The sequence below is a fragment of the Thiobacter sp. AK1 genome, assembly GCF_039822265.1.
GTDB classification, from domain to species: domain Bacteria; phylum Pseudomonadota; class Gammaproteobacteria; order Burkholderiales; family Thiobacteraceae; genus Thiobacter; species Thiobacter aerophilum.
On the sequence record NZ_JBAJEX010000002.1, the window covers coordinates 18,853 to 34,870 of the forward strand.

Annotated in this window: 19 protein-coding genes; 17 read left to right on the top strand and 2 right to left on the bottom strand. The window is 64.6% G+C overall.

Going from position 1 to position 16,018, the window contains the following annotated elements:
- Positions 1-3: 3 nt before the first annotated feature.
- Positions 4-1,743, bottom strand: a complete 1,740-nt coding sequence (locus V6E02_RS03350; protein WP_347307156.1) for a sensor histidine kinase — start codon at positions 1,741-1,743, stop codon at positions 4-6.
- Between the two features lie 80 nt (positions 1,744-1,823).
- On the opposite strand from V6E02_RS03350, the gene V6E02_RS03355 reads away from it, so the two are divergent.
- From V6E02_RS03355 to V6E02_RS03365, 3 genes are all read left to right on the top strand, one after another.
- Positions 1,824-2,567 carry an ABC transporter permease gene (locus V6E02_RS03355; protein WP_347307158.1) on the top strand — a complete coding sequence of 248 codons (744 nt, stop codon included), beginning with the start codon at positions 1,824-1,826 and terminating at the stop codon, positions 2,565-2,567.
- Between the two features lie 22 nt (positions 2,568-2,589).
- Positions 2,590-3,309 carry a hypothetical protein gene (locus tag V6E02_RS03360; protein ID WP_347307160.1) on the top strand — a complete coding sequence of 240 codons (720 nt, stop codon included), beginning with the start codon at positions 2,590-2,592 and terminating at the stop codon, positions 3,307-3,309.
- A 93-nt stretch (positions 3,310-3,402) separates the two neighbouring features.
- Entirely contained in the window at positions 3,403-4,083 is a 681-nt protein-coding gene (locus tag V6E02_RS03365; RefSeq protein ID WP_347307162.1) for a prepilin-type N-terminal cleavage/methylation domain-containing protein, read from the top strand.
- A gap of 12 nt (positions 4,084-4,095) precedes the next feature.
- On the opposite strand, the gene V6E02_RS03370 is transcribed toward V6E02_RS03365, so the two are convergent.
- Positions 4,096-6,069: a monovalent cation:proton antiporter family protein gene (locus V6E02_RS03370; RefSeq protein WP_347307164.1), complete on the bottom strand. Its 1,974-nt coding sequence runs from the start codon at positions 6,067-6,069 to the stop codon at positions 4,096-4,098.
- 307 nt (positions 6,070-6,376) lie between these two features.
- Here V6E02_RS03370 and V6E02_RS03375 point away from each other — a divergent pair, with 307 nt between their 5' ends.
- The 14 genes from V6E02_RS03375 to V6E02_RS03440 all read left to right on the top strand — a co-directional run bounded on the left by V6E02_RS03375 (position 6,377) and on the right by V6E02_RS03440 (position 16,017).
- A complete protein-coding gene (locus tag V6E02_RS03375) occupies positions 6,377-7,369 on the top strand; it encodes a KpsF/GutQ family sugar-phosphate isomerase (RefSeq protein WP_347307166.1) in 993 nt (330 codons plus the stop codon).
- 8 nt (positions 7,370-7,377) lie between these two features.
- Entirely contained in the window at positions 7,378-7,935 is a 558-nt protein-coding gene (gene kdsC, locus V6E02_RS03380) for a 3-deoxy-manno-octulosonate-8-phosphatase KdsC (protein WP_347307168.1), read from the top strand.
- Positions 7,932-8,507, top strand: coding sequence for an LPS export ABC transporter periplasmic protein LptC (gene lptC / locus V6E02_RS03385; protein ID WP_347307169.1), 576 nt, complete (start codon positions 7,932-7,934; stop codon positions 8,505-8,507). Before kdsC ends, lptC begins: the two co-directional genes overlap by 4 nt.
- Positions 8,488-9,105, top strand: a complete 618-nt coding sequence (gene lptA, locus V6E02_RS03390; RefSeq protein ID WP_347307171.1) for a lipopolysaccharide transport periplasmic protein LptA — start codon at positions 8,488-8,490, stop codon at positions 9,103-9,105. The genes lptC and lptA overlap by 20 nt, the downstream gene beginning before the upstream one ends.
- A 19-nt stretch (positions 9,106-9,124) precedes the next feature.
- Entirely contained in the window at positions 9,125-9,847 is a 723-nt protein-coding gene (lptB, locus tag V6E02_RS03395; protein WP_347307173.1) for an LPS export ABC transporter ATP-binding protein, read from the top strand.
- A gap of 155 nt (positions 9,848-10,002) precedes the next feature.
- Positions 10,003-11,448, top strand: a complete 1,446-nt coding sequence (locus V6E02_RS03400; RefSeq protein WP_347307175.1) for an RNA polymerase factor sigma-54 — start codon at positions 10,003-10,005, stop codon at positions 11,446-11,448.
- A 14-nt stretch (positions 11,449-11,462) separates the two neighbouring features.
- On the top strand, positions 11,463-11,783 hold the full coding sequence (gene hpf, locus V6E02_RS03405; protein WP_347307177.1) for a ribosome hibernation-promoting factor, HPF/YfiA family: 321 nt from the start codon (positions 11,463-11,465) through the stop codon (positions 11,781-11,783).
- Positions 11,784-11,804: 21 nt separating this feature from the next.
- Positions 11,805-12,260: a PTS sugar transporter subunit IIA gene (locus tag V6E02_RS03410; protein ID WP_347307179.1), complete on the top strand. Its 456-nt coding sequence runs from the start codon at positions 11,805-11,807 to the stop codon at positions 12,258-12,260.
- Positions 12,247-13,203 (top strand): HPr(Ser) kinase/phosphatase, encoded by a 957-nt coding sequence (gene hprK, locus V6E02_RS03415; protein ID WP_347307181.1) that lies wholly within the window; start codon positions 12,247-12,249, stop codon positions 13,201-13,203. Before V6E02_RS03410 ends, hprK begins: the two co-directional genes overlap by 14 nt.
- Positions 13,203-14,042, top strand: a complete 840-nt coding sequence (gene rapZ, locus V6E02_RS03420) for an RNase adapter RapZ (RefSeq protein WP_347307183.1) — start codon at positions 13,203-13,205, stop codon at positions 14,040-14,042. The genes hprK and rapZ overlap by 1 nt, the downstream gene beginning before the upstream one ends.
- On the top strand, positions 14,039-14,413 hold the full coding sequence (locus tag V6E02_RS03425) for a NusG domain II-containing protein (protein WP_347307185.1): 375 nt from the start codon (positions 14,039-14,041) through the stop codon (positions 14,411-14,413). The genes rapZ and V6E02_RS03425 overlap by 4 nt, the downstream gene beginning before the upstream one ends.
- Before the next feature lie 4 nt (positions 14,414-14,417).
- Positions 14,418-14,942, top strand: a complete 525-nt coding sequence (locus V6E02_RS03430) for a Gx transporter family protein (protein WP_347307187.1) — start codon at positions 14,418-14,420, stop codon at positions 14,940-14,942.
- The gene (locus V6E02_RS03435) at positions 14,939-15,412 is read left to right on the top strand and encodes a surface-adhesin E family protein (RefSeq protein WP_347307189.1); all 474 of its coding nucleotides are present in this window, start codon (positions 14,939-14,941) and stop codon (positions 15,410-15,412) included. The genes V6E02_RS03430 and V6E02_RS03435 overlap by 4 nt, the downstream gene beginning before the upstream one ends.
- Positions 15,409-16,017, top strand: coding sequence for a flavin prenyltransferase UbiX (locus tag V6E02_RS03440; protein ID WP_347307191.1), 609 nt, complete (start codon positions 15,409-15,411; stop codon positions 16,015-16,017). The genes V6E02_RS03435 and V6E02_RS03440 overlap by 4 nt, the downstream gene beginning before the upstream one ends.
- The last annotated feature ends 1 nt before the right edge of the window (position 16,018 follow it).

Below are 16,018 nucleotides of genomic sequence, written 5' to 3' on the forward strand. Positions count from 1 at the left end.
GCGCTAAGACGCAGGCGGGGTATTTTCGTTGGCAACCACCAGCCGGAGCGCAGGCCGCAATTCGAAGCACACCCGGCCCACTTCGTTGTGGAGCAGGCGAAGCTGGTAGCCCAAGGCTTCCGCCTGGCGCGCCGCCTGATACAGGCCGATGCCGAAACCCGTGGTCGAAACCACGGGCGCGTTAATCAGACGCGCGGCCGTCTCTTGGCTCATGGGTCGCCCCGTGTCGCACACGGTAAAGGCGCGCCGCGGCCCGGCGGCGAAACGCACGCGAATGAGGATATCCTTCTGCTGGGCACGTTTCTTGAGGGCGTTTTGCAGCAGGTTGTCCGCCACGCTATCGAACAGGTCCACCGGGATGGGGGTATCGTCGGGCTCGCCTTCGGCTTCGAATTCGATGTTTTCGTCTTCGTAGCGGGTCATGAGCGCCGCCCACCACTGGCGCGCCGGCGCCTCCTCCTTGCCCACCAAGTGGGGCGCACGCAGCTTTTTCAGCGTCTGGTCAAGACGCGTGGTGATCAGGGGCAACTGACGTCTCATGAGGGCTTGCAGGGCCTCGGCCTGGTCGGTCCCGCTGGATTCCGCCGCGCTGCACAGGGTGGTGAGGGATTGCAAGAGATTCTTCACGTCGTGGGTCAGACGCGCCCCCGTCTCGTGAATGGCCTGCATGTAGGCATTCTGGCGCTGCTGCTGTTCCCGCAGCTTGGCCTCGTAGAAGAATTCGATGAGCTCGACCAACAGCCGGGTGTGCATCACCAGTGCGGGGGCGGGATGAGTACGGGTGTAGAGATCCAGGGCCAGGCGCCGCAAGGAAATCTCCAGGCAGTAGGCCGTGGGCAGACCGAACTCGCCTTTGGCCTCCGGGGTACGCCAGGTCCCGCCGGATACCCAGGGCAGTTTCTCGATCTCCCCCATGGCACGGCGTAGAAAGGCCTCTGGCTCGCGCTCACTTTCCGCCAGCCGCGCCAGATTGCGCAACCAGTCCTCGAAGGGTAGCCCCACACTCAAGAGATAGCGGGACAAAAGCTGCCCGAAGCCGGCGAAGCCCGCGCGCGGCTGCCACAGCCAGGCCAGCACCAGGAGCAGCCCGGCCAAGGCAATCAGGGCGCCGGCCAGCGCCAGCAGGTAGTGCTCACCGCTGATCACCTGGAGGGCGAAGCTGCCCAGTACCAGCACCAGCACCAGCAGGAACAGCATCAGACTGTAGATGAAGTCCACCACGTGGGGCTTTTCGGAAGCGGCCGCGTCGCGACCCAGGAGCAGGAGCAACAGTGGGAAGACGGGCAAGCCGAAGCGAATCAGAGCCGTCACCGGGGGCGGCACCGGTTGGGCGGCAAACAGATGGGGCACCACCCAGCCCAGGAGCATGCCCAGCAAATAGGTCACGGCCAGCAGGGCCGCCAGACGCGTGCGTCGATGCTCGATGCCGAAGGCGCGACCACCGATGAGGCCCACCAGCACCCCAATCCAGAGGGCCGCCGTCCACCAGCCCGCGCCCAGCACCAAAAGCGCCGCGAGCAGGGCGAGCGCCACGCCAGAGGCGGGACCCACCGGCTGGTCCGTTCGCCACACCGGTTGCCACAGCAGGAAGAAACCCAGATGGGCCAGCAGCAGGGCGCGCGCCCACCAGGGCTGCACCCCCCAGGCCAGGGAGGCGTGGAGAGTCAAAAGCATCAGCGCAAGCCACCAGGGGGGCCGCCCACGCAGCCCGTCCGGGCGGCTAGGCCGAGGGGTTTCGGTCATGGCTCATTCCGTTTCGTCATGAGAGCGCCGGGGCGCGGCCCGTTTTGTTACCATCGGCGAGTTAGCTTCCCCCGTTTGCCATGAGCCAGGTCCTCGCCATCGCCCGCTACACCGCCCTGGAAGCTTTGCGTGCGCGCAGTCTGCGTTGGGCGCTTTTCACCTTGTGCGCCCTGTTCGCGGCAAGCTTATTCTTGCGCGAGCTGACCCTCACCGACAGCCAGCGGCTGCAAACGACCTTCCTGGCCGCAGCCAGCCGCTTGGCCTGCGCCGTCATCGTGGCGACGCTCATTATCGGCGCCGTGGTACGCGAGTTCAACGAAGAAGGGCACTTGTTGCTGCTTTCCCTGCCCCTGCCACGCACGCGCTACGTGCTGGGCAGGTTCCTCGGCTTCGTGGCCGTGGCACTGGCACTCGCGCTAGCCAGTGCCAGTCTTCTTGCCCTCACCGCGCCACCGGCTTTGGTGCTCGGCTGGACGGTGGGCCTGTATCTGGAATTGAGCCTGGTGAGTGCCATGGCGGTTTTCGCCGCCTTCGGCCTACGGCAGTGGCTGCCCGCGCTTTTGGCCACACTGGGTTTCTACCTCCTCGCCCGCAGCATCGGCGGCCTGCAGTTGCTCGCCCATGCCAGTCGAGGGGACAGCGCTTGGCTTGCTCCCATGACGGACGTCCTGGCTTGGCTCATGCCGCGCCTGGATGGCTTCGCTAGCTCGGCGCGCCTTCTGGGTGAGACCGGCGGGCTGGCGGCGGCCTTGGTCCAGACCCTCCTCTATTGCGCCCTGCTGCTCACGGCGGCGGCTCTCGATGTCAGCCGACGTGATCTGTGAACGGCCCGCGCGGCGCGGCCTTATGCCCTTGCTCGTCCTGCTTTTGGCAGCGCAGATCGCCTGGCGCGCAGCCGAGCCCTTGCCCGAGGCCAGCACCGGCAAGCTGCCGGCACCGCCCCCAGTGGCGGTGCTTGAGGCTTTCTCCCTGGGCGAGCCCGTGCCGCTGGCGGGCCTGCTCACCCTATGGCTACAGACAGTGGACGAGGCCCCGGGGGCGACCACACCCTTCGCCCACCTGGACTACGGACGACTGCAAGCCTGGCTTTCCACCCTGCTCGCCCTGGATCCCCATGCCGACGCGCCCCTGCTCTTGGCCAGTCACGTGTATAGCCAAGTGCCCGACCCGGCCAAAGCGCGCCGCATGCTGGAATTCGTGCGGCGCGCCTTCGAGGCCGATCCCGACCGGCGCTGGCGTTGGCTCGCCCATGCTGCCCTGGTGGCACGCCACCGGCTGGGCGACCCCCACCTCGCCCTCGCCTACGCGCAGCAAGTCGCGCAACAGGCACGCGGCCCTGCGGTACCCCACTGGGCGCGCCAGATGCCGATCTTCATCCTGGCCGATCTGGGCGAAGTGGAGGCGGCGCGCATCGAGCTCGGGGCCTGGCTGGCTTCCGGCAGCGTGACCGATCCCCAGGAACGCCATTTTCTCACCGAGACTCTAGGAGAACTGGAACGCCGCGCCGCAGACGAAAAATCGCCAGCCCCGTCGAACACTCGACAGCCGACAAAGGCGAGCCCATGAAAGGCCAGCGCCAGCATCGCGCGCGACCGGCCCTGGCGCGTGGCATAAAACTTGCATCCGCTTGATCATCACGACATGCATGGAAGCCGTACCATGAATGCAAGGCAGCAGGGCTTCACCCTGATCGAAATCGCCATCGTCCTGGTAATCATCGGCCTACTCTTGGGCGGCGTGCTCAAGGGCCAGGAGCTGATCCAAAACGCCCGCGTGCGCAACATCATCGCGCAGCAGGATGGCATCAAGGCCGCGTTCTTTGGCTTCCAGGACCGTTACCGCGGCATTCCCGGGGATTATCCGGTGGCGCTTGCCAACCAGAACATCCCGGGTGCGGGAAACGTATGCGGGGGCAACGGCAACAGCCTGATCGAGGACAAGACTACCACCGGTTCGCCGGAGTACATCTGCGCCTGGTACCACCTGTCCAAGGCAGGCTTCATCACCGGCAACTACACTGGCACCGGCACCACGGCCGATGCCAACAACTCGCCGGCCAACCCCTTCGGCGGCCTGATCCAGCTCATCTTCGACAACGTTTATCTGGATGCCGCGAGCAACCCGCCGGCCGTGCACAACATCAAGACCGGAATTAACATTCCCAGCACGGTGCTGGCCGAGGTGGACCGCAAAATCGACGATGGCAATCCCGCAAGTGGCAGTTTCCGCTATACGCCCTGGAACGTGCCGAACACATCCACCTGCGTGACCAGCGCCACGCCACCGGCTTGGGACAATACCGGTGCCCAGACCGTGTGCGGCGGCGTGACCCTGTTCTGATGCCCGCCTCCGTTAACCACGCGTAAGGCGCAGCTCGGCTAGGGCCAGATCGTCCGGCAGCCCCATGAGAATCAACGAATCGCCGGCCTCGAGCCGCAGCTCGGGGCCCGGGTCCAGGCCGCGCACGCCATGGCGCCGCACCGCGGTGACCTCAACCCCTAGGCTGTCCAAATCCAGCTCCGCGAGGGTGCGCCCCAAGGTGGGGGCTTGCTCGGGAATGGTCACGGTATAAAGCCGCGGCTGCACGGTCTCGCCCCCTTCTTCTGCGCCCGCCTCACTCAAACCTAGGAAAAAGGCCTTGAGCAGTCTGTAGCGCTGCGCCCGCACCTCCCGCACCCGCTTGACCACGCGTGAGGGCGGCACGCCCAGCAGCATCAGGGCATGGGAGGCGAGCATCAGGCTACCTTCCAGTACTTCCGGCACCACTTCCTGGGCACCTGCGGCGATGAGCGGCTCCATCTGGCTGTCGTCCAGCGTGCGCACCACCACCGGCAGGCCCGGGCGCGCCTGCCTGACCACGGCAAGCACTTTGAGGGCGGAAGGCACATCGGCATAGGTGACCACCACCATACGCGCCCGCGACAGCCCCGCCGCCATGAGGACCTCCAGACGCCCGGCATCGCCGTAGACCACGCTCTCGCCGGCCGCGGCGGCCTGCTTCACCCGCACCGGGTCCAGGTCCAGGGCGATGGAGGGCACCTGTTCCTGGTCCAGCAGGCGCGCCAGAATCTGCCCGCTGCGTCCATAGCCACAGATGATGACGTGACCTTCCCGACCGAAGCTGGTGGCGGCGATGGCATGCAGCTCGGCGGCGCGGCTCATCCATTCGCTCGCGCACAGGCGGCGCACCAGGGCATCGCTATGCTGGATGACGAGCGGTGCGGCCACCATGGACAGCAGCATCGCCGCCAGCACCACCTGGGCCACGGGTCCTGGGATGAGACCCTGCGTCGTGGCAAGGGCCAGCAGCACCAGGCCGAATTCACCCGCCTGGGCAAGGGACAGACCCACGCGCCAGGCATCAGCGGTGCTCGCGCCCATGAGCCGCGCCAGTCCCGCCACGATGGCCAGCTTGCCCAAGACCAACACCAACGTGGCCGCCAGCACCCAGGGCAGCTCGCCCATTACCTGCGCGGGATCAAGCTGCATGCCCATGGTGATGAAGAACAGACCAAGCAAGACATCGCGGAAAGGCCTGATGTCCGCTTCCACCTGGTGGCGGTATTCGGTCTCGGAAATCAGCACACCGGCCAGAAAGGCCCCCAGGGCCAAAGAGAGCTCGGCGCGCTGAGTGAACCAAGCCAGGCCCAGGGTCACCAGAAAGACATTGAGCATGAATAGCTCCGGCGTCTTGCGCGCCGCGACCAGGGCGAACCAGGGGCGCATCAGCCGCTGCCCGAAGAAGAGGATTAGCGCCAGCGCCCCCGCCGCCTTCAACACCGCCAGGCCAAGCGTCGTGGCCAAGGCGTCGTCCCCACGGGCGAGCGCGGGAACCAGGATCAGCAGCGGCACCACGGCGAGATCCTGAAACAGCAACACGCCGACGATGCTCTGCCCGTGGCGCGACTGCAATTCGTAGCGTTCTGCGAGCAGTCGGCTGACGATGGCAGTGGAAGACATGGCAAGAATGCCGCCCAACGCGAGCCCCGCGCGCCAGTCCAGTCCCGCCGCGAGCGCGATGACCAACACGGCGAGGGCGGTCACGCCCATCTGCAGGCCACCCAAACCAAACACCAGATGGCGCATGGCCTTGAGCTGGGGGAGACTGAATTCCAGGCCGATGCTGAACATCAGGAACACCACGCCAAATTCTGCGAGGTAGCGGGATTCCTCCGTGTCTGGCACCAGTCCCCAGGCATGTGGGCCGATGACCACGCCTGCTGCCATGTAGCCTACTAGCGATGGCAGCCTGAGCAGGCGCAGCAAGGCGACGATGAGGACCGCAGCGGCAAGAAGGATGAGGACGAGTTCCAGCGTGTTGTGCATGATCGCGGCCGAGTATAACAAGCGTGCCCGCAGGGCGGCCGCTGCTATAATCGCGAACAACTCCGCCGAGCGCTTCCCATGCAGTGAAGTACCGCGGCCATGGCAGCATCACAGCCTCACTCACCTTGGGTGAGCACATCACGCGGTTGCTAGGACAATCCCAGGTCATCCATGAGGCCGGCTTGTGCCCAATGAACGGCACTGCACATGACATTCAGCCCCGTTTTTCGATTGGCCACCCGCGCCTGCGGGGCTGTGCGCGGCCTCATGCCGCGTCCTAATGGATAATCTGGGATAATTGCGTCCCATGTCAGACGATACGCTCACACATGCCCGGCCCCAGGCCCTCGACCTGGCGCGCCAAGTGCTCACCATCGAGGCCCAGGCAGTATCGGCCCTGGCCGAGCGGCTGGACGAGCGGTTTCTCGCCGCAGTGGAGCTGGTGCTCAACTGCCGCGGCCGGGTGGTGGTAAGCGGCATGGGCAAGTCAGGACACATCGCCCGCAAGATCGCCTCCACCTTGGCCAGCACTGGCACACCCGCCTTCTTCGTGCACCCCGCGGAGGCAAGTCACGGCGATCTGGGCATGATCACCCGCGAGGACGTGGTGATCGCCCTGTCCAACTCGGGCGAGAGTCCTGAACTGCTCACCATCGTGCCCCTCATCAAGCGCACCGGTGCCAAGCTCATCAGCATGACCGGCCGCCCCCAGTCCACTCTGGCACGCGAGGCCGACGTGCATCTCGATGCCAGCGTGGCACGCGAGGCCTGTCCGCTGGGGCTCGCACCCACCGCCAGCACCACCGCAGCGCTGGCCCTGGGTGATGCGCTGGCAGTCGCTCTGCTGGATGCGCGCGGCTTCGGCGCCGAGGATTTTGCCCGTTCCCACCCAGGCGGCGCGCTGGGCCGACGTCTGTTGGTGCGCGTCTCGGATGTGATGCGCAAGGACGAAGCTCTACCGCGAGTGCGCCCGGAGGCGAGCCTGCGCGATGCCCTGCTGGAAATGACCAAGAAGGGCATGGGCATGACTGCCGTCGTGGACGCCGACGACCGGGTGGTGGGAATCTATACCGACGGTGATCTGCGACGCAGCTTGGACCGCGGCTGCGACATCCACGCCACGCGCATCGCCCAGGTGATGACCCCAAGTCCGCGCACGATCGCGCCGGAACGGCTTGCCGCGGAAGCAGTGGAACGCATGCAGAATCACAACATCTACAGCCTGCTGGTGGTGGATGGCGCCGGTCGTCTCATCGGCGCGCTCTCGATGCACGACCTGATGCGCGCCGGCGTGGTGTGAGTTTGGTCATGACCCGTCATCCCATCACCAACGTCCTCTCCCTCGACGAGGTGAACCTGCGCGCAAAACAGCTGCGCCTGATCATCTTCGATGTGGACGGCGTGCTCACCGACGGTTCCCTCTACTTGAGCGACGATGGCCAGGAGATCAAGGCTTTCTTTTCCCTGGATGGGCACGGCATGAAGATGCTCAAGCGTTCCGGCGTGGAGCTGGCCATTATCACTGCCCGCAATTCCCAGCTCATGGTGCATCGAGCGCGCAACCTGGGCGTCACGCATCTCTATCAGGGTGCGGAAGACAAGCTCGCGGCCTATCAGCATTTGCTTGCGGAACTCGAGATCGCGCCTGAGCACATCGCCTACATGGGCGACGACGTGGTGGACCTGCCGGTGATGCGCCGCTGCGCACTGGCCATCACCGTTCCATCTGCTCCGGACATCGTCAAAGAGCACGCCCATTACATCACCGCTCTGCCCGGTGGCCGCGGCGCAGTGCGCGAAGTGTGTGAACTCATCATGCGCGCCCAGGGCACCTGGGAGGCACAGCTCGCGCCCTATCTGAAATGAGCCGCGACCTCGCCACGTGGGCGGCCCTCACCCTGTTGGGGCTTCTCGCAGCCCTCACCTATTGGCTGGCGCAGGTGGTGGAGCCGCCGCCTCCCAAGCGCGATGGCAGCACGCGCCACGATCCGGATTTCATCGTGGAAAACTTCAGCGCCGTGCGTCTGGGCGAGGATGGTAAGCCGCGCTTCACCCTGGCAGCGGCGAAGATGACCCATTACCCCGATACCGAGACCAGCGAGCTGGAACGTCCCCACTTCACACGCTTTTCCCCCACCGCCGCGCCGTTACACGCGCTGGCGCAAAAAGGCACCATCAGCCGCGACGGCGAGAACGTCTATCTGCGTGACCAGGTGCGTATCATCCGCGAGGCCCATGGCGACCGGGGCGAACTCACTCTGGCTACGTCTTATCTACACATCCAGCCGGAAAAGGAGCTCGCAACCACCGACGAACCGGTAACCCTCAGCGACCCGCATACCCAGATCACCGGTGTTGGCTTAAAATTGAACGCCAAGACCCGCCACTTCCAGATCCTCTCCCGCGTGAAAGTCCATTATGCGAAACCCCGCAGCTGAGGCCGTGCGCGCCTCGGCCCGCCTCGCCCGCCTCGCGCTCCTCGCCCTCCTTCTCGGGCTTGCGGCTCCGCCGCTCGCCCGCGGCGAGAAGGCTGACCGAGACAAGCCCATCAACCTGGAGGCGAACACCATGGAGGTGGACGATGCCGCCAAGGTGGCCACCTACACCGGCAATGTGCGCCTGTCCCAGGGCACCTTACTGATCCTGGCCGACAAGCTGGTGGTGCGCCAGGACGCCCAAGGTTTCACCAGCGCCACCGCCTATGGCAATCCAGCCAGCTTCAGGCAGAAGCGCGACGGCGTGGACGAGTACATCGAAGGCTGGGCAGCCCGCATCGAATACGATGGCCGGCGTGACCGCGTGGAATTGTTCGGCAATGCGCGCGTCAAGCGCGGCCAGGACGAGGTGCGCGGCAGCTACATCTCCTATGACGCCAAGAGCGAGTTCTACCAGGTGAAGGGCGGACCCGATGCGGTGACGGAAACCAATCCCAAGGGCCGAGTACGAGCGGTGATCCAGCCCAAGTCCCGCAACGTTGCGCCGCCGCCGGGGGACGGGCTCGAACTACGGCCGGCGCAAACACCGCGTCAGCCATAAGCCGGGAAGCCGGCCTACCATGAGCACGCTGGAAGTCGTTGGCCTAAGCAAGCGCTACAAGGCGCGCACGGTGGTGAAAGACGTCTCCCTCACGGTTCACAGCGGGGAAGTAGTGGGTCTTTTGGGACCGAACGGTGCAGGCAAAACCACCAGTTTCTACATGATGGTAGGCTTGACCCCGACCGACGGCGGCAAGATTCTCCTCGACGGGCAAGACTTGAGCCGTTTGCCCATCCATCGGCGTGCGCTTCTTGGGCTGTCCTATCTGCCCCAGGAAGCGTCGGTGTTCCGCAAGCTCACCGTGGAGGAAAACATCCGCGCCATCTTGGAGCTGCAGCCACTGACGGCCTCCGAAATCGACAGTCATCTGGATTTGCTCCTTGACGAGCTCAATATCGACCATTTGCGTCATGCGCCCGCCACCAGCCTGTCCGGCGGCGAGCGCCGGCGCGTGGAAATCGGCCGGGCACTGGCCACGCGACCGCGTTTCATCCTGCTCGACGAACCCTTCGCGGGAGTCGATCCCATCGCCGTGCTGGACATCCAGAAGATCATCCGTTTCCTGTCGCAGCGGGGCATCGGTGTGCTGATCACCGATCACAACGTGCGCGAAACCCTCGGCATTTGCGACCGGGCCTACATCATCAACGAAGGTTCGGTTCTGGCCAGCGGACAGCCGGATGAAATTGTTTATAATGAGGCGGTGCGACGGGTCTATCTCGGCGAGCATTTTCGCCTCTGAGCCCAAACCGCGCCTTCATCCGGAATGCAGGGCTCATGCTAATGCAACCGGCCTGAAGGACTATTCGGGCTCGAGCCTAGGCAGGTGACGCCCGCCGTAAGCACGGTCGGCTGCCAGCCGATCACACATCCGGCACGGAGCTGGGCTAGTCCCCTATGAAACACAGTCTGCAGCTCAAGCTTTCCCAGCAGCTCACGCTCACGCCCCAACTGCAGCAGTCCATCCGCCTGCTGCAGCTCTCCACCCTGGAACTCAACCAGGAGCTGGAAGTCATGCTCCAGGAAAACCCCCTGCTAGAGCGCTACGACCTGGAAAGCGAGGAGGAAGGCGGCGCGCCGGCCCTGGATGGTTTCGCCACGACGCTGCCGGCTCCAATCACCGAGGAGGCCGTCAGCAAAGTGGAAGTGGAAGGCGCGCCGGAAAGCGCCGAGGTACCCGAGAGCCTCTGGGACCAGGATATTCCCAGCGGTCCACGAGGCGAGGACGAAGAAGGCGATTTCCCCCAACTGGCCACTGGTGCGGAAACACTGCGCGAGCATCTGTTATGGCAGCTCAACCTGCTCACCGTCTCCGAGCGGGACAAGAGTCTGATCGCCCTAATCATCGACGCCCTCGACGAAGACGGGTATCTCAAGCAACCACTCAGCGAAATCGCGGAAATGCTGCCGCCGGAGCTGGAGGTGGATCCGCTGGAACTCACCGCCGCCCTCAAGCATCTGCAAAACATGGACCCGCCCGGGGTAGGCGCACGCAACCTGGCGGAATGCCTGGTGCTGCAGCTGGAAAACAGTGAGGCACCCGAGCCGGCACGCGACTTGGCGATCAACATCGCGCGGGAGCATCTGGACCTGCTCGCGGCACGTGACTTCAACAAACTGAAGAAGCTGTTGCAATGCTCGGATGAATTGCTGCGCGAGGCGCATGAGCTCATCACCCATCTCACGCCCCGACCGGGCGCGGCCTATGGCCGGGATGAAACGCGCTACATCGTGCACGACGTAGAGGTTCGCAAAATCAAGGACCGCTGGCTGGTGCGCCTCAACCCAGAGGCCATGCCGAAACTGCGCATCAACCGGGTCTATGCCGACATCCTGCGCCGCAACCGCAACGCCACCAGCAAGGAACTCGCCAGTCAGCTGCAGGAAGCGCGCTGGCTGATCAAGAACGTGCAGCAGCGCTTCGACACCATCCTGCGTGTCTCCCAGGCCATCGTCGATCGCCAGCGCCATTTCCTGGAACACGGCGAGGTGGCCATGCGGCCGCTGGTACTGCGCGAGATCGCGGAAGCGGTGGGCTTGCACGAATCCACCGTCTCACGCGTCACCACGCAGAAATACATGCTTACACCGCGGGGCATCTACGAGCTCAAGTATTTCTTCGGCAGCCATGTCGCAACCGAGTCCGGCGGCGCCTGTTCCGCCACGGCGATCCGCGCGCTGATCAAGCAATTGGTGGCGGCAGAAGACCGCACGCGGCCTCTGTCTGATGCCCAGATCGCCGACATCCTGGCCAAGCAGGGCATCATCGTCGCCCGCCGCACCATTGCCAAGTATCGCGAATCACTGCAGATTCCGCCGGCCAGTCTTCGTAAGGCCTTCTAACAGGAGCACACACCATGAACCTCACCGTCACCGGGCATCACGTAGAAGTCACCCCCGCGATTCGCGACTACGTCAAGGCCAAACTGGAACGCATTACCCGTCACTTCGACCACGTGATCGACGTCAACGTGATCCTCTCCGTGGAAAAGCTGATTCACAAAGCGGAAGCCAACATCCACGTAAGCGGTCGCGATCTCTTCGCCGCAAGCCAGGACGCGGACATGTATGCCGCCATCGATGCACTCGCCGACAAACTCGACCGCCAGGTACTCAAGCACAAGGAAAAGAATGGTGGCCACGGCCGCGAGGCGCTCAAGCGCCAGGCGGCGGAATAGCCGTTCCCGGCCACGCCGGCCATGAGCCTGCTGCCCGACCTGCTCGCACCCGAGCGCATCCTGCTCGACGTGGCCGCCGCGAGCAAGCAAGCCCTCTACGAGGTAGTGGGACAACGCCTTGCAGAAACGCTCAAGGTTTCCGCCAAGACGATCACCGCCAGCCTGCTGGCGCGGGAGAAACTGGGCTCCACCGGACTGGGACAGGGGGTGGCCATTCCCCATGGCCGCATCAAGGGCCTGAAGCAGGCCACCGGCTGCTTTTTGCGGCTAAAGGAGCCCATTTCCTTCGGGGCGCCAGACAATCAACCCGTCAGCCTGGTGTTCGTGCTGCTGGTGCCGGAGCAGGCCACCGAGCTGCACTTAAGAATCCTCTCGGAACTGGCCAGTCGGCTGGGTGACAAGGCGTTCCGCGATCAGCTCGCCCAGCTCGCCGATCCCGTTGCCATCCACCGCCTGTTTATCCATGCCCCAGATTAGCGTCGCGCGGCTGTTCGAGGACATGCGCGCCAAGCTTCAGCTCGCTTGGGTGGCGGGCATGACCGGCGGCCACCGGGTGCTCACCAGCGAAACAGTCTCCAAGCCTTCGCTCGCCTTGATTGGGCATCTGAACTTCGTTCACCCCAACCGGGTGCAGGTGTTGGGCTGCGCCGAGATGGACTACCTATCCCGCCTCGACGCAGCAGGTCTCAAGCAGGCCATCGACAACCTGTTCTCTACCGAACTCGCGGCCGTGATCGTGGCCAATGGCATCGCCGTCCCGCAGCCGCTTCTGGACGCCGCCAACCGCACTGAAACGCCCCTGTTCACCACGCCACAGGAAAGCCCGCGTCTGATGCAGCTATTGCAGCATTATCTGACCAAGGTATTGGCGGAGTACGTCACGCTGCATGGGGTGTTCATGGAGGTGATGGGCATCGGTGTGCTGATCACGGGTGAAGCGGCCATCGGCAAGAGCGAGCTGGCACTGGAGCTTATCAGCCGTGGCCATCGCCTGATCGCAGACGACGTGGTGGAGATTTACCAGACCTCGCCCGATACCCTGGAAGGCCGTTGTCCCTCACTGCTGCAGGACTTCATCGAAGTACGCGGACTGGGGATTCTCAACATCCGCGCCCTGTTCGGCGAAGTGGCGGTGAAGCCGAAGAAGACCTTGCGTTTCATCGTCCATCTGGAACAGCCCGAGGACATCCACAGCGCGGGCTACGACCGGTTGCAAATGCAGCAGGAGGTGCAGGAGATCCTGGGTGTGGCCATTCCCAAGGCGCGCCTGCCGGTGGCGGCGGGCCGCAACATCGCGGTGCTGCTGGAAGTGGCGGTGCGTAGCCACATCCTGCAGCTACGTGGCATCGATAGCAGCCAGCAGTTCCTAGAGCGGCACGACCGCTTCCTGCGTGCCGTGGATGACGAAGAGAAACGCTGATGCAGGTGATCCTAGTGAGCGGCTTGTCCGGTTCCGGAAAAAGCATCGTCCTCAACGTGCTGGAGGACGCAGGCTTCTACTGCGTGGACAACCTGCCGGTGGAATTCCTGCCCACGCTAATCGAACTGCTCCACGACGAAGGCCGCGGCCAGGTGGCCATCAGCATCGATGCGCGTACCGGTCACACCCTTTCCCAACTGCCGCAGCAAGTGCACGCCCTGCGCCACCAGGGCATCGACGTGCGCGTGCTGTTTCTGGAAGCGAACACCGAGACTCTGGTCAAGCGCTACAGTGAAACACGCCGCCGCCATCCTCTTTCGGACGGCAAACGGACCCTGCCCGAATGCGTGGAAGCCGAGCGCGAGGCCTTGGCGGAGATCGGGGAACTTGGCCACCACATCGACACCAGCGAACTCTCCCCCAATACGCTGCGGAGCTGGGTCAAGGACTTTCTGGCGCTGGACCGCTCCCGCATCACTCTTTTGTTCGAGTCTTTCGGCTTCAAGCACGGCCTGCCGCTGGATGCGGATTTCGTGTTCGACGTGCGCTGTGTACCCAACCCGTACTACGATCCACGGCTGAGGCCCTTGACCGGCTTGGATGCGCCGGTGATCGAATTCATCGAAAGGCAGGAGGCAGCCATCGGCATGCTGGCCGACATCCGCTATTTCATCGAGAAATGGTTGCCCGCCTTCGTGCGCGACAACCGCGCCTACCTCACCGTGGCCATCGGCTGCACCGGTGGCCAGCACCGCTCCGTCTATTTCGCCGAGCGGCTGGCGGAACGCTTCCGCGCCGAGTACCAGGTGCTGGTACGCCATCGGGGGCTTACCTCATGAGGCTACTATCCCTCCTGCGTCCAGGCGATGCCCTCACCCTTGGCATGGGACTCATGCTGGTAGTCTGGCTCGCCATCGCCGCCCTGCACCGTGATGCGCCTCAGCGTGTCATCGTGCGGGCCGGCGGTCAGGTGGTGGCGGTGGCCGGCCTCGACGGGCCTCGCCGCATCCTCGCCCATGGCCCGCTCGGGCTGAGCGTGATCGAAATCGAACCGGGACGTGCGCGCGTGGCCGCCGATCCAGGGCCACGTCAGTACTGCGTGAAACAAGGCTGGCTCACCCGCGCGGGCGATGCCGCCTTGTGCCTGCCCAACCAGGTGAGCGTGGAGCTCGCCGGCGCGACGCGCCGCTTCGATTCCATCACCTACTAGCCCCATGCGCATCACGCTGCCCGTCACCGCAGAAGACCGACGCATCGCCTGGCTGGCTAGCCTGGCGTTGGGTCTCACCCTGGCGGAGAATGCCCTTCCCTCGCCCCTGCCCGGCGTGAAACCGGGACTGGCCAACATCGTCACGCTGGTGGTGCTGGACCGCTTTGGCTGGCGGGTGGCTGCCTGGGTGTCGGCTCTGCGAGTGGTCGCAGGCAGCATCCTGCTGGGCACTTTCCTCTCCCCGGGCTTCGTGCTGAGCTTCGTCGGCGCGCTGGCGGCCTTGCTGGCCCTGGCGGCCACCCGCCCTCTCCCCGCCAAGTGGTTCGGTCCCGTCACCCACAGCGTAGTGGCCGCCTTTGCCCACCTGAGCGGGCAGCTTGCCGTGGTCTATCTCTGGCTCATTCCCCATGCGGGGCTGGTTTCGCTTGTGCCGGTTCTGGCTGGGGCCGCGCTGGTCTTTGGCACGGTGAACGGTCTGGCCGCCACGCGCCTGCTGCAACAGCTTCCCTTGCGGCCTAAACCCGCATGAGGTGGCTGTGGCTCTTCGCCTGTCTGGTGGCGGCCGCACCTGTCCTGGCCGCCGACTGGATGCGCCTGCCCATCCGCGCCGAGGATCAGTATTTCTATGATCGCAGCAAGCTGGTGATCCAAGGCGAGGAGATCACCTACTGGAAAAAAGTTGTATTCCGTCAGCCGCCCTTGGTGAAGGGCCAGGCGGCGGCCTGGGCGCTGATGCGTGAGCGCATCCATTGCGGGCAGCACACCCTGCGCCTGATCAGCTATGTCTATTACGCCAGCGATGGCACCATGCTGGATTACATGCCTGAAGCAGAGAAGGAAGCAACACCCATCATTCCCGACACCCTGGGCGATGCCTTCGAACGTCACTTGTGCGTCCTCGTCACACGCAGCCGAGAAGAGGACGCGGCACGCAAGAAGGAACAGGATGAGCCCCGCACGCGAGAACGGGAAGCGCAGCCGTTGGAGCTCACACCATGAAGACCCTCACCCTCGCCCTCACCGGGGCTTCCGGCATGCCCTATGCCTTCCGCCTGCTGGAATGCCTGCTCGCCGCAGGCTGCCGGGTGCAGCTTCTCACCTCACAGGTGGCTCATGTCACCGCCAAACAGGAACTGGGGCTTACCTTGCCTGCGCGCGCCCAGGCGCTACAGGCATTTCTCGAGCAACGTTACCAACCGCAGCCAGGCCAACTCGCCGTTTACGGCCGCGACCAATGGTTCGCGCCGGTGGCCTCCGGTTCCAACCCGCCCGATGCCATGGTGGTCTGCCCCTGTACCATGGGCACGCTGGCGGCCATCGCCAACGGTCTGTCCGACGACTTGATCGAACGTGCAGCAGACGTGGTCATCAAAGAGGGCCGCAAGCTCATCCTGGTGCCGCGTGAGACACCGTTTTCCGCCTTGCATCTGGAAAACATGCTCAAGCTGGCCCGTCTGGGTGTCGTTATACTCCCTGCCAATCCCGGCTTTTACCACCACCCCCAAACTGTGCAGGATCTCGTGGATTTCGTCGTCGCGCGCGTGCTGGACCAGCTCGCGGTGCCGCACCAGCTCATGCCGCGCTGGGGCGAGACCGCGACCTGAG

Excerpts from the sequence above, each read along its gene's own strand:
- V6E02_RS03350 (WP_347307156.1), bottom strand. The coding sequence starts at position 1,743 with ATGACCGAAACCCCTCGGCCTAGCCGCCCGGACGGGCTGCGTGGGCGG.
- V6E02_RS03355 (WP_347307158.1), top strand. The coding sequence starts at position 1,824 with ATGAGCCAGGTCCTCGCCATCGCCCGCTACACCGCCCTGGAAGCTTTG.
- V6E02_RS03360 (WP_347307160.1), top strand. The coding sequence starts at position 2,590 with ATGCCCTTGCTCGTCCTGCTTTTGGCAGCGCAGATCGCCTGGCGCGCA.
- V6E02_RS03365 (WP_347307162.1), top strand. The coding sequence starts at position 3,403 with ATGAATGCAAGGCAGCAGGGCTTCACCCTGATCGAAATCGCCATCGTC.
- V6E02_RS03370 (WP_347307164.1), bottom strand. The coding sequence starts at position 6,069 with ATGCACAACACGCTGGAACTCGTCCTCATCCTTCTTGCCGCTGCGGTC.
- V6E02_RS03375 (WP_347307166.1), top strand. The coding sequence starts at position 6,377 with ATGTCAGACGATACGCTCACACATGCCCGGCCCCAGGCCCTCGACCTG.
- kdsC (WP_347307168.1), top strand. The coding sequence starts at position 7,378 with ATGACCCGTCATCCCATCACCAACGTCCTCTCCCTCGACGAGGTGAAC.
- lptC (WP_347307169.1), top strand. The coding sequence starts at position 7,932 with ATGAGCCGCGACCTCGCCACGTGGGCGGCCCTCACCCTGTTGGGGCTT.
- lptA (WP_347307171.1), top strand. The coding sequence starts at position 8,488 with ATGCGAAACCCCGCAGCTGAGGCCGTGCGCGCCTCGGCCCGCCTCGCC.
- lptB (WP_347307173.1), top strand. The coding sequence starts at position 9,125 with ATGAGCACGCTGGAAGTCGTTGGCCTAAGCAAGCGCTACAAGGCGCGC.
- V6E02_RS03400 (WP_347307175.1), top strand. The coding sequence starts at position 10,003 with ATGAAACACAGTCTGCAGCTCAAGCTTTCCCAGCAGCTCACGCTCACG.
- hpf (WP_347307177.1), top strand. The coding sequence starts at position 11,463 with ATGAACCTCACCGTCACCGGGCATCACGTAGAAGTCACCCCCGCGATT.
- V6E02_RS03410 (WP_347307179.1), top strand. The coding sequence starts at position 11,805 with ATGAGCCTGCTGCCCGACCTGCTCGCACCCGAGCGCATCCTGCTCGAC.
- hprK (WP_347307181.1), top strand. The coding sequence starts at position 12,247 with ATGCCCCAGATTAGCGTCGCGCGGCTGTTCGAGGACATGCGCGCCAAG.
- rapZ (WP_347307183.1), top strand. The coding sequence starts at position 13,203 with ATGCAGGTGATCCTAGTGAGCGGCTTGTCCGGTTCCGGAAAAAGCATC.
- V6E02_RS03425 (WP_347307185.1), top strand. The coding sequence starts at position 14,039 with ATGAGGCTACTATCCCTCCTGCGTCCAGGCGATGCCCTCACCCTTGGC.
- V6E02_RS03430 (WP_347307187.1), top strand. The coding sequence starts at position 14,418 with ATGCGCATCACGCTGCCCGTCACCGCAGAAGACCGACGCATCGCCTGG.
- V6E02_RS03435 (WP_347307189.1), top strand. The coding sequence starts at position 14,939 with ATGAGGTGGCTGTGGCTCTTCGCCTGTCTGGTGGCGGCCGCACCTGTC.
- V6E02_RS03440 (WP_347307191.1), top strand. The coding sequence starts at position 15,409 with ATGAAGACCCTCACCCTCGCCCTCACCGGGGCTTCCGGCATGCCCTAT.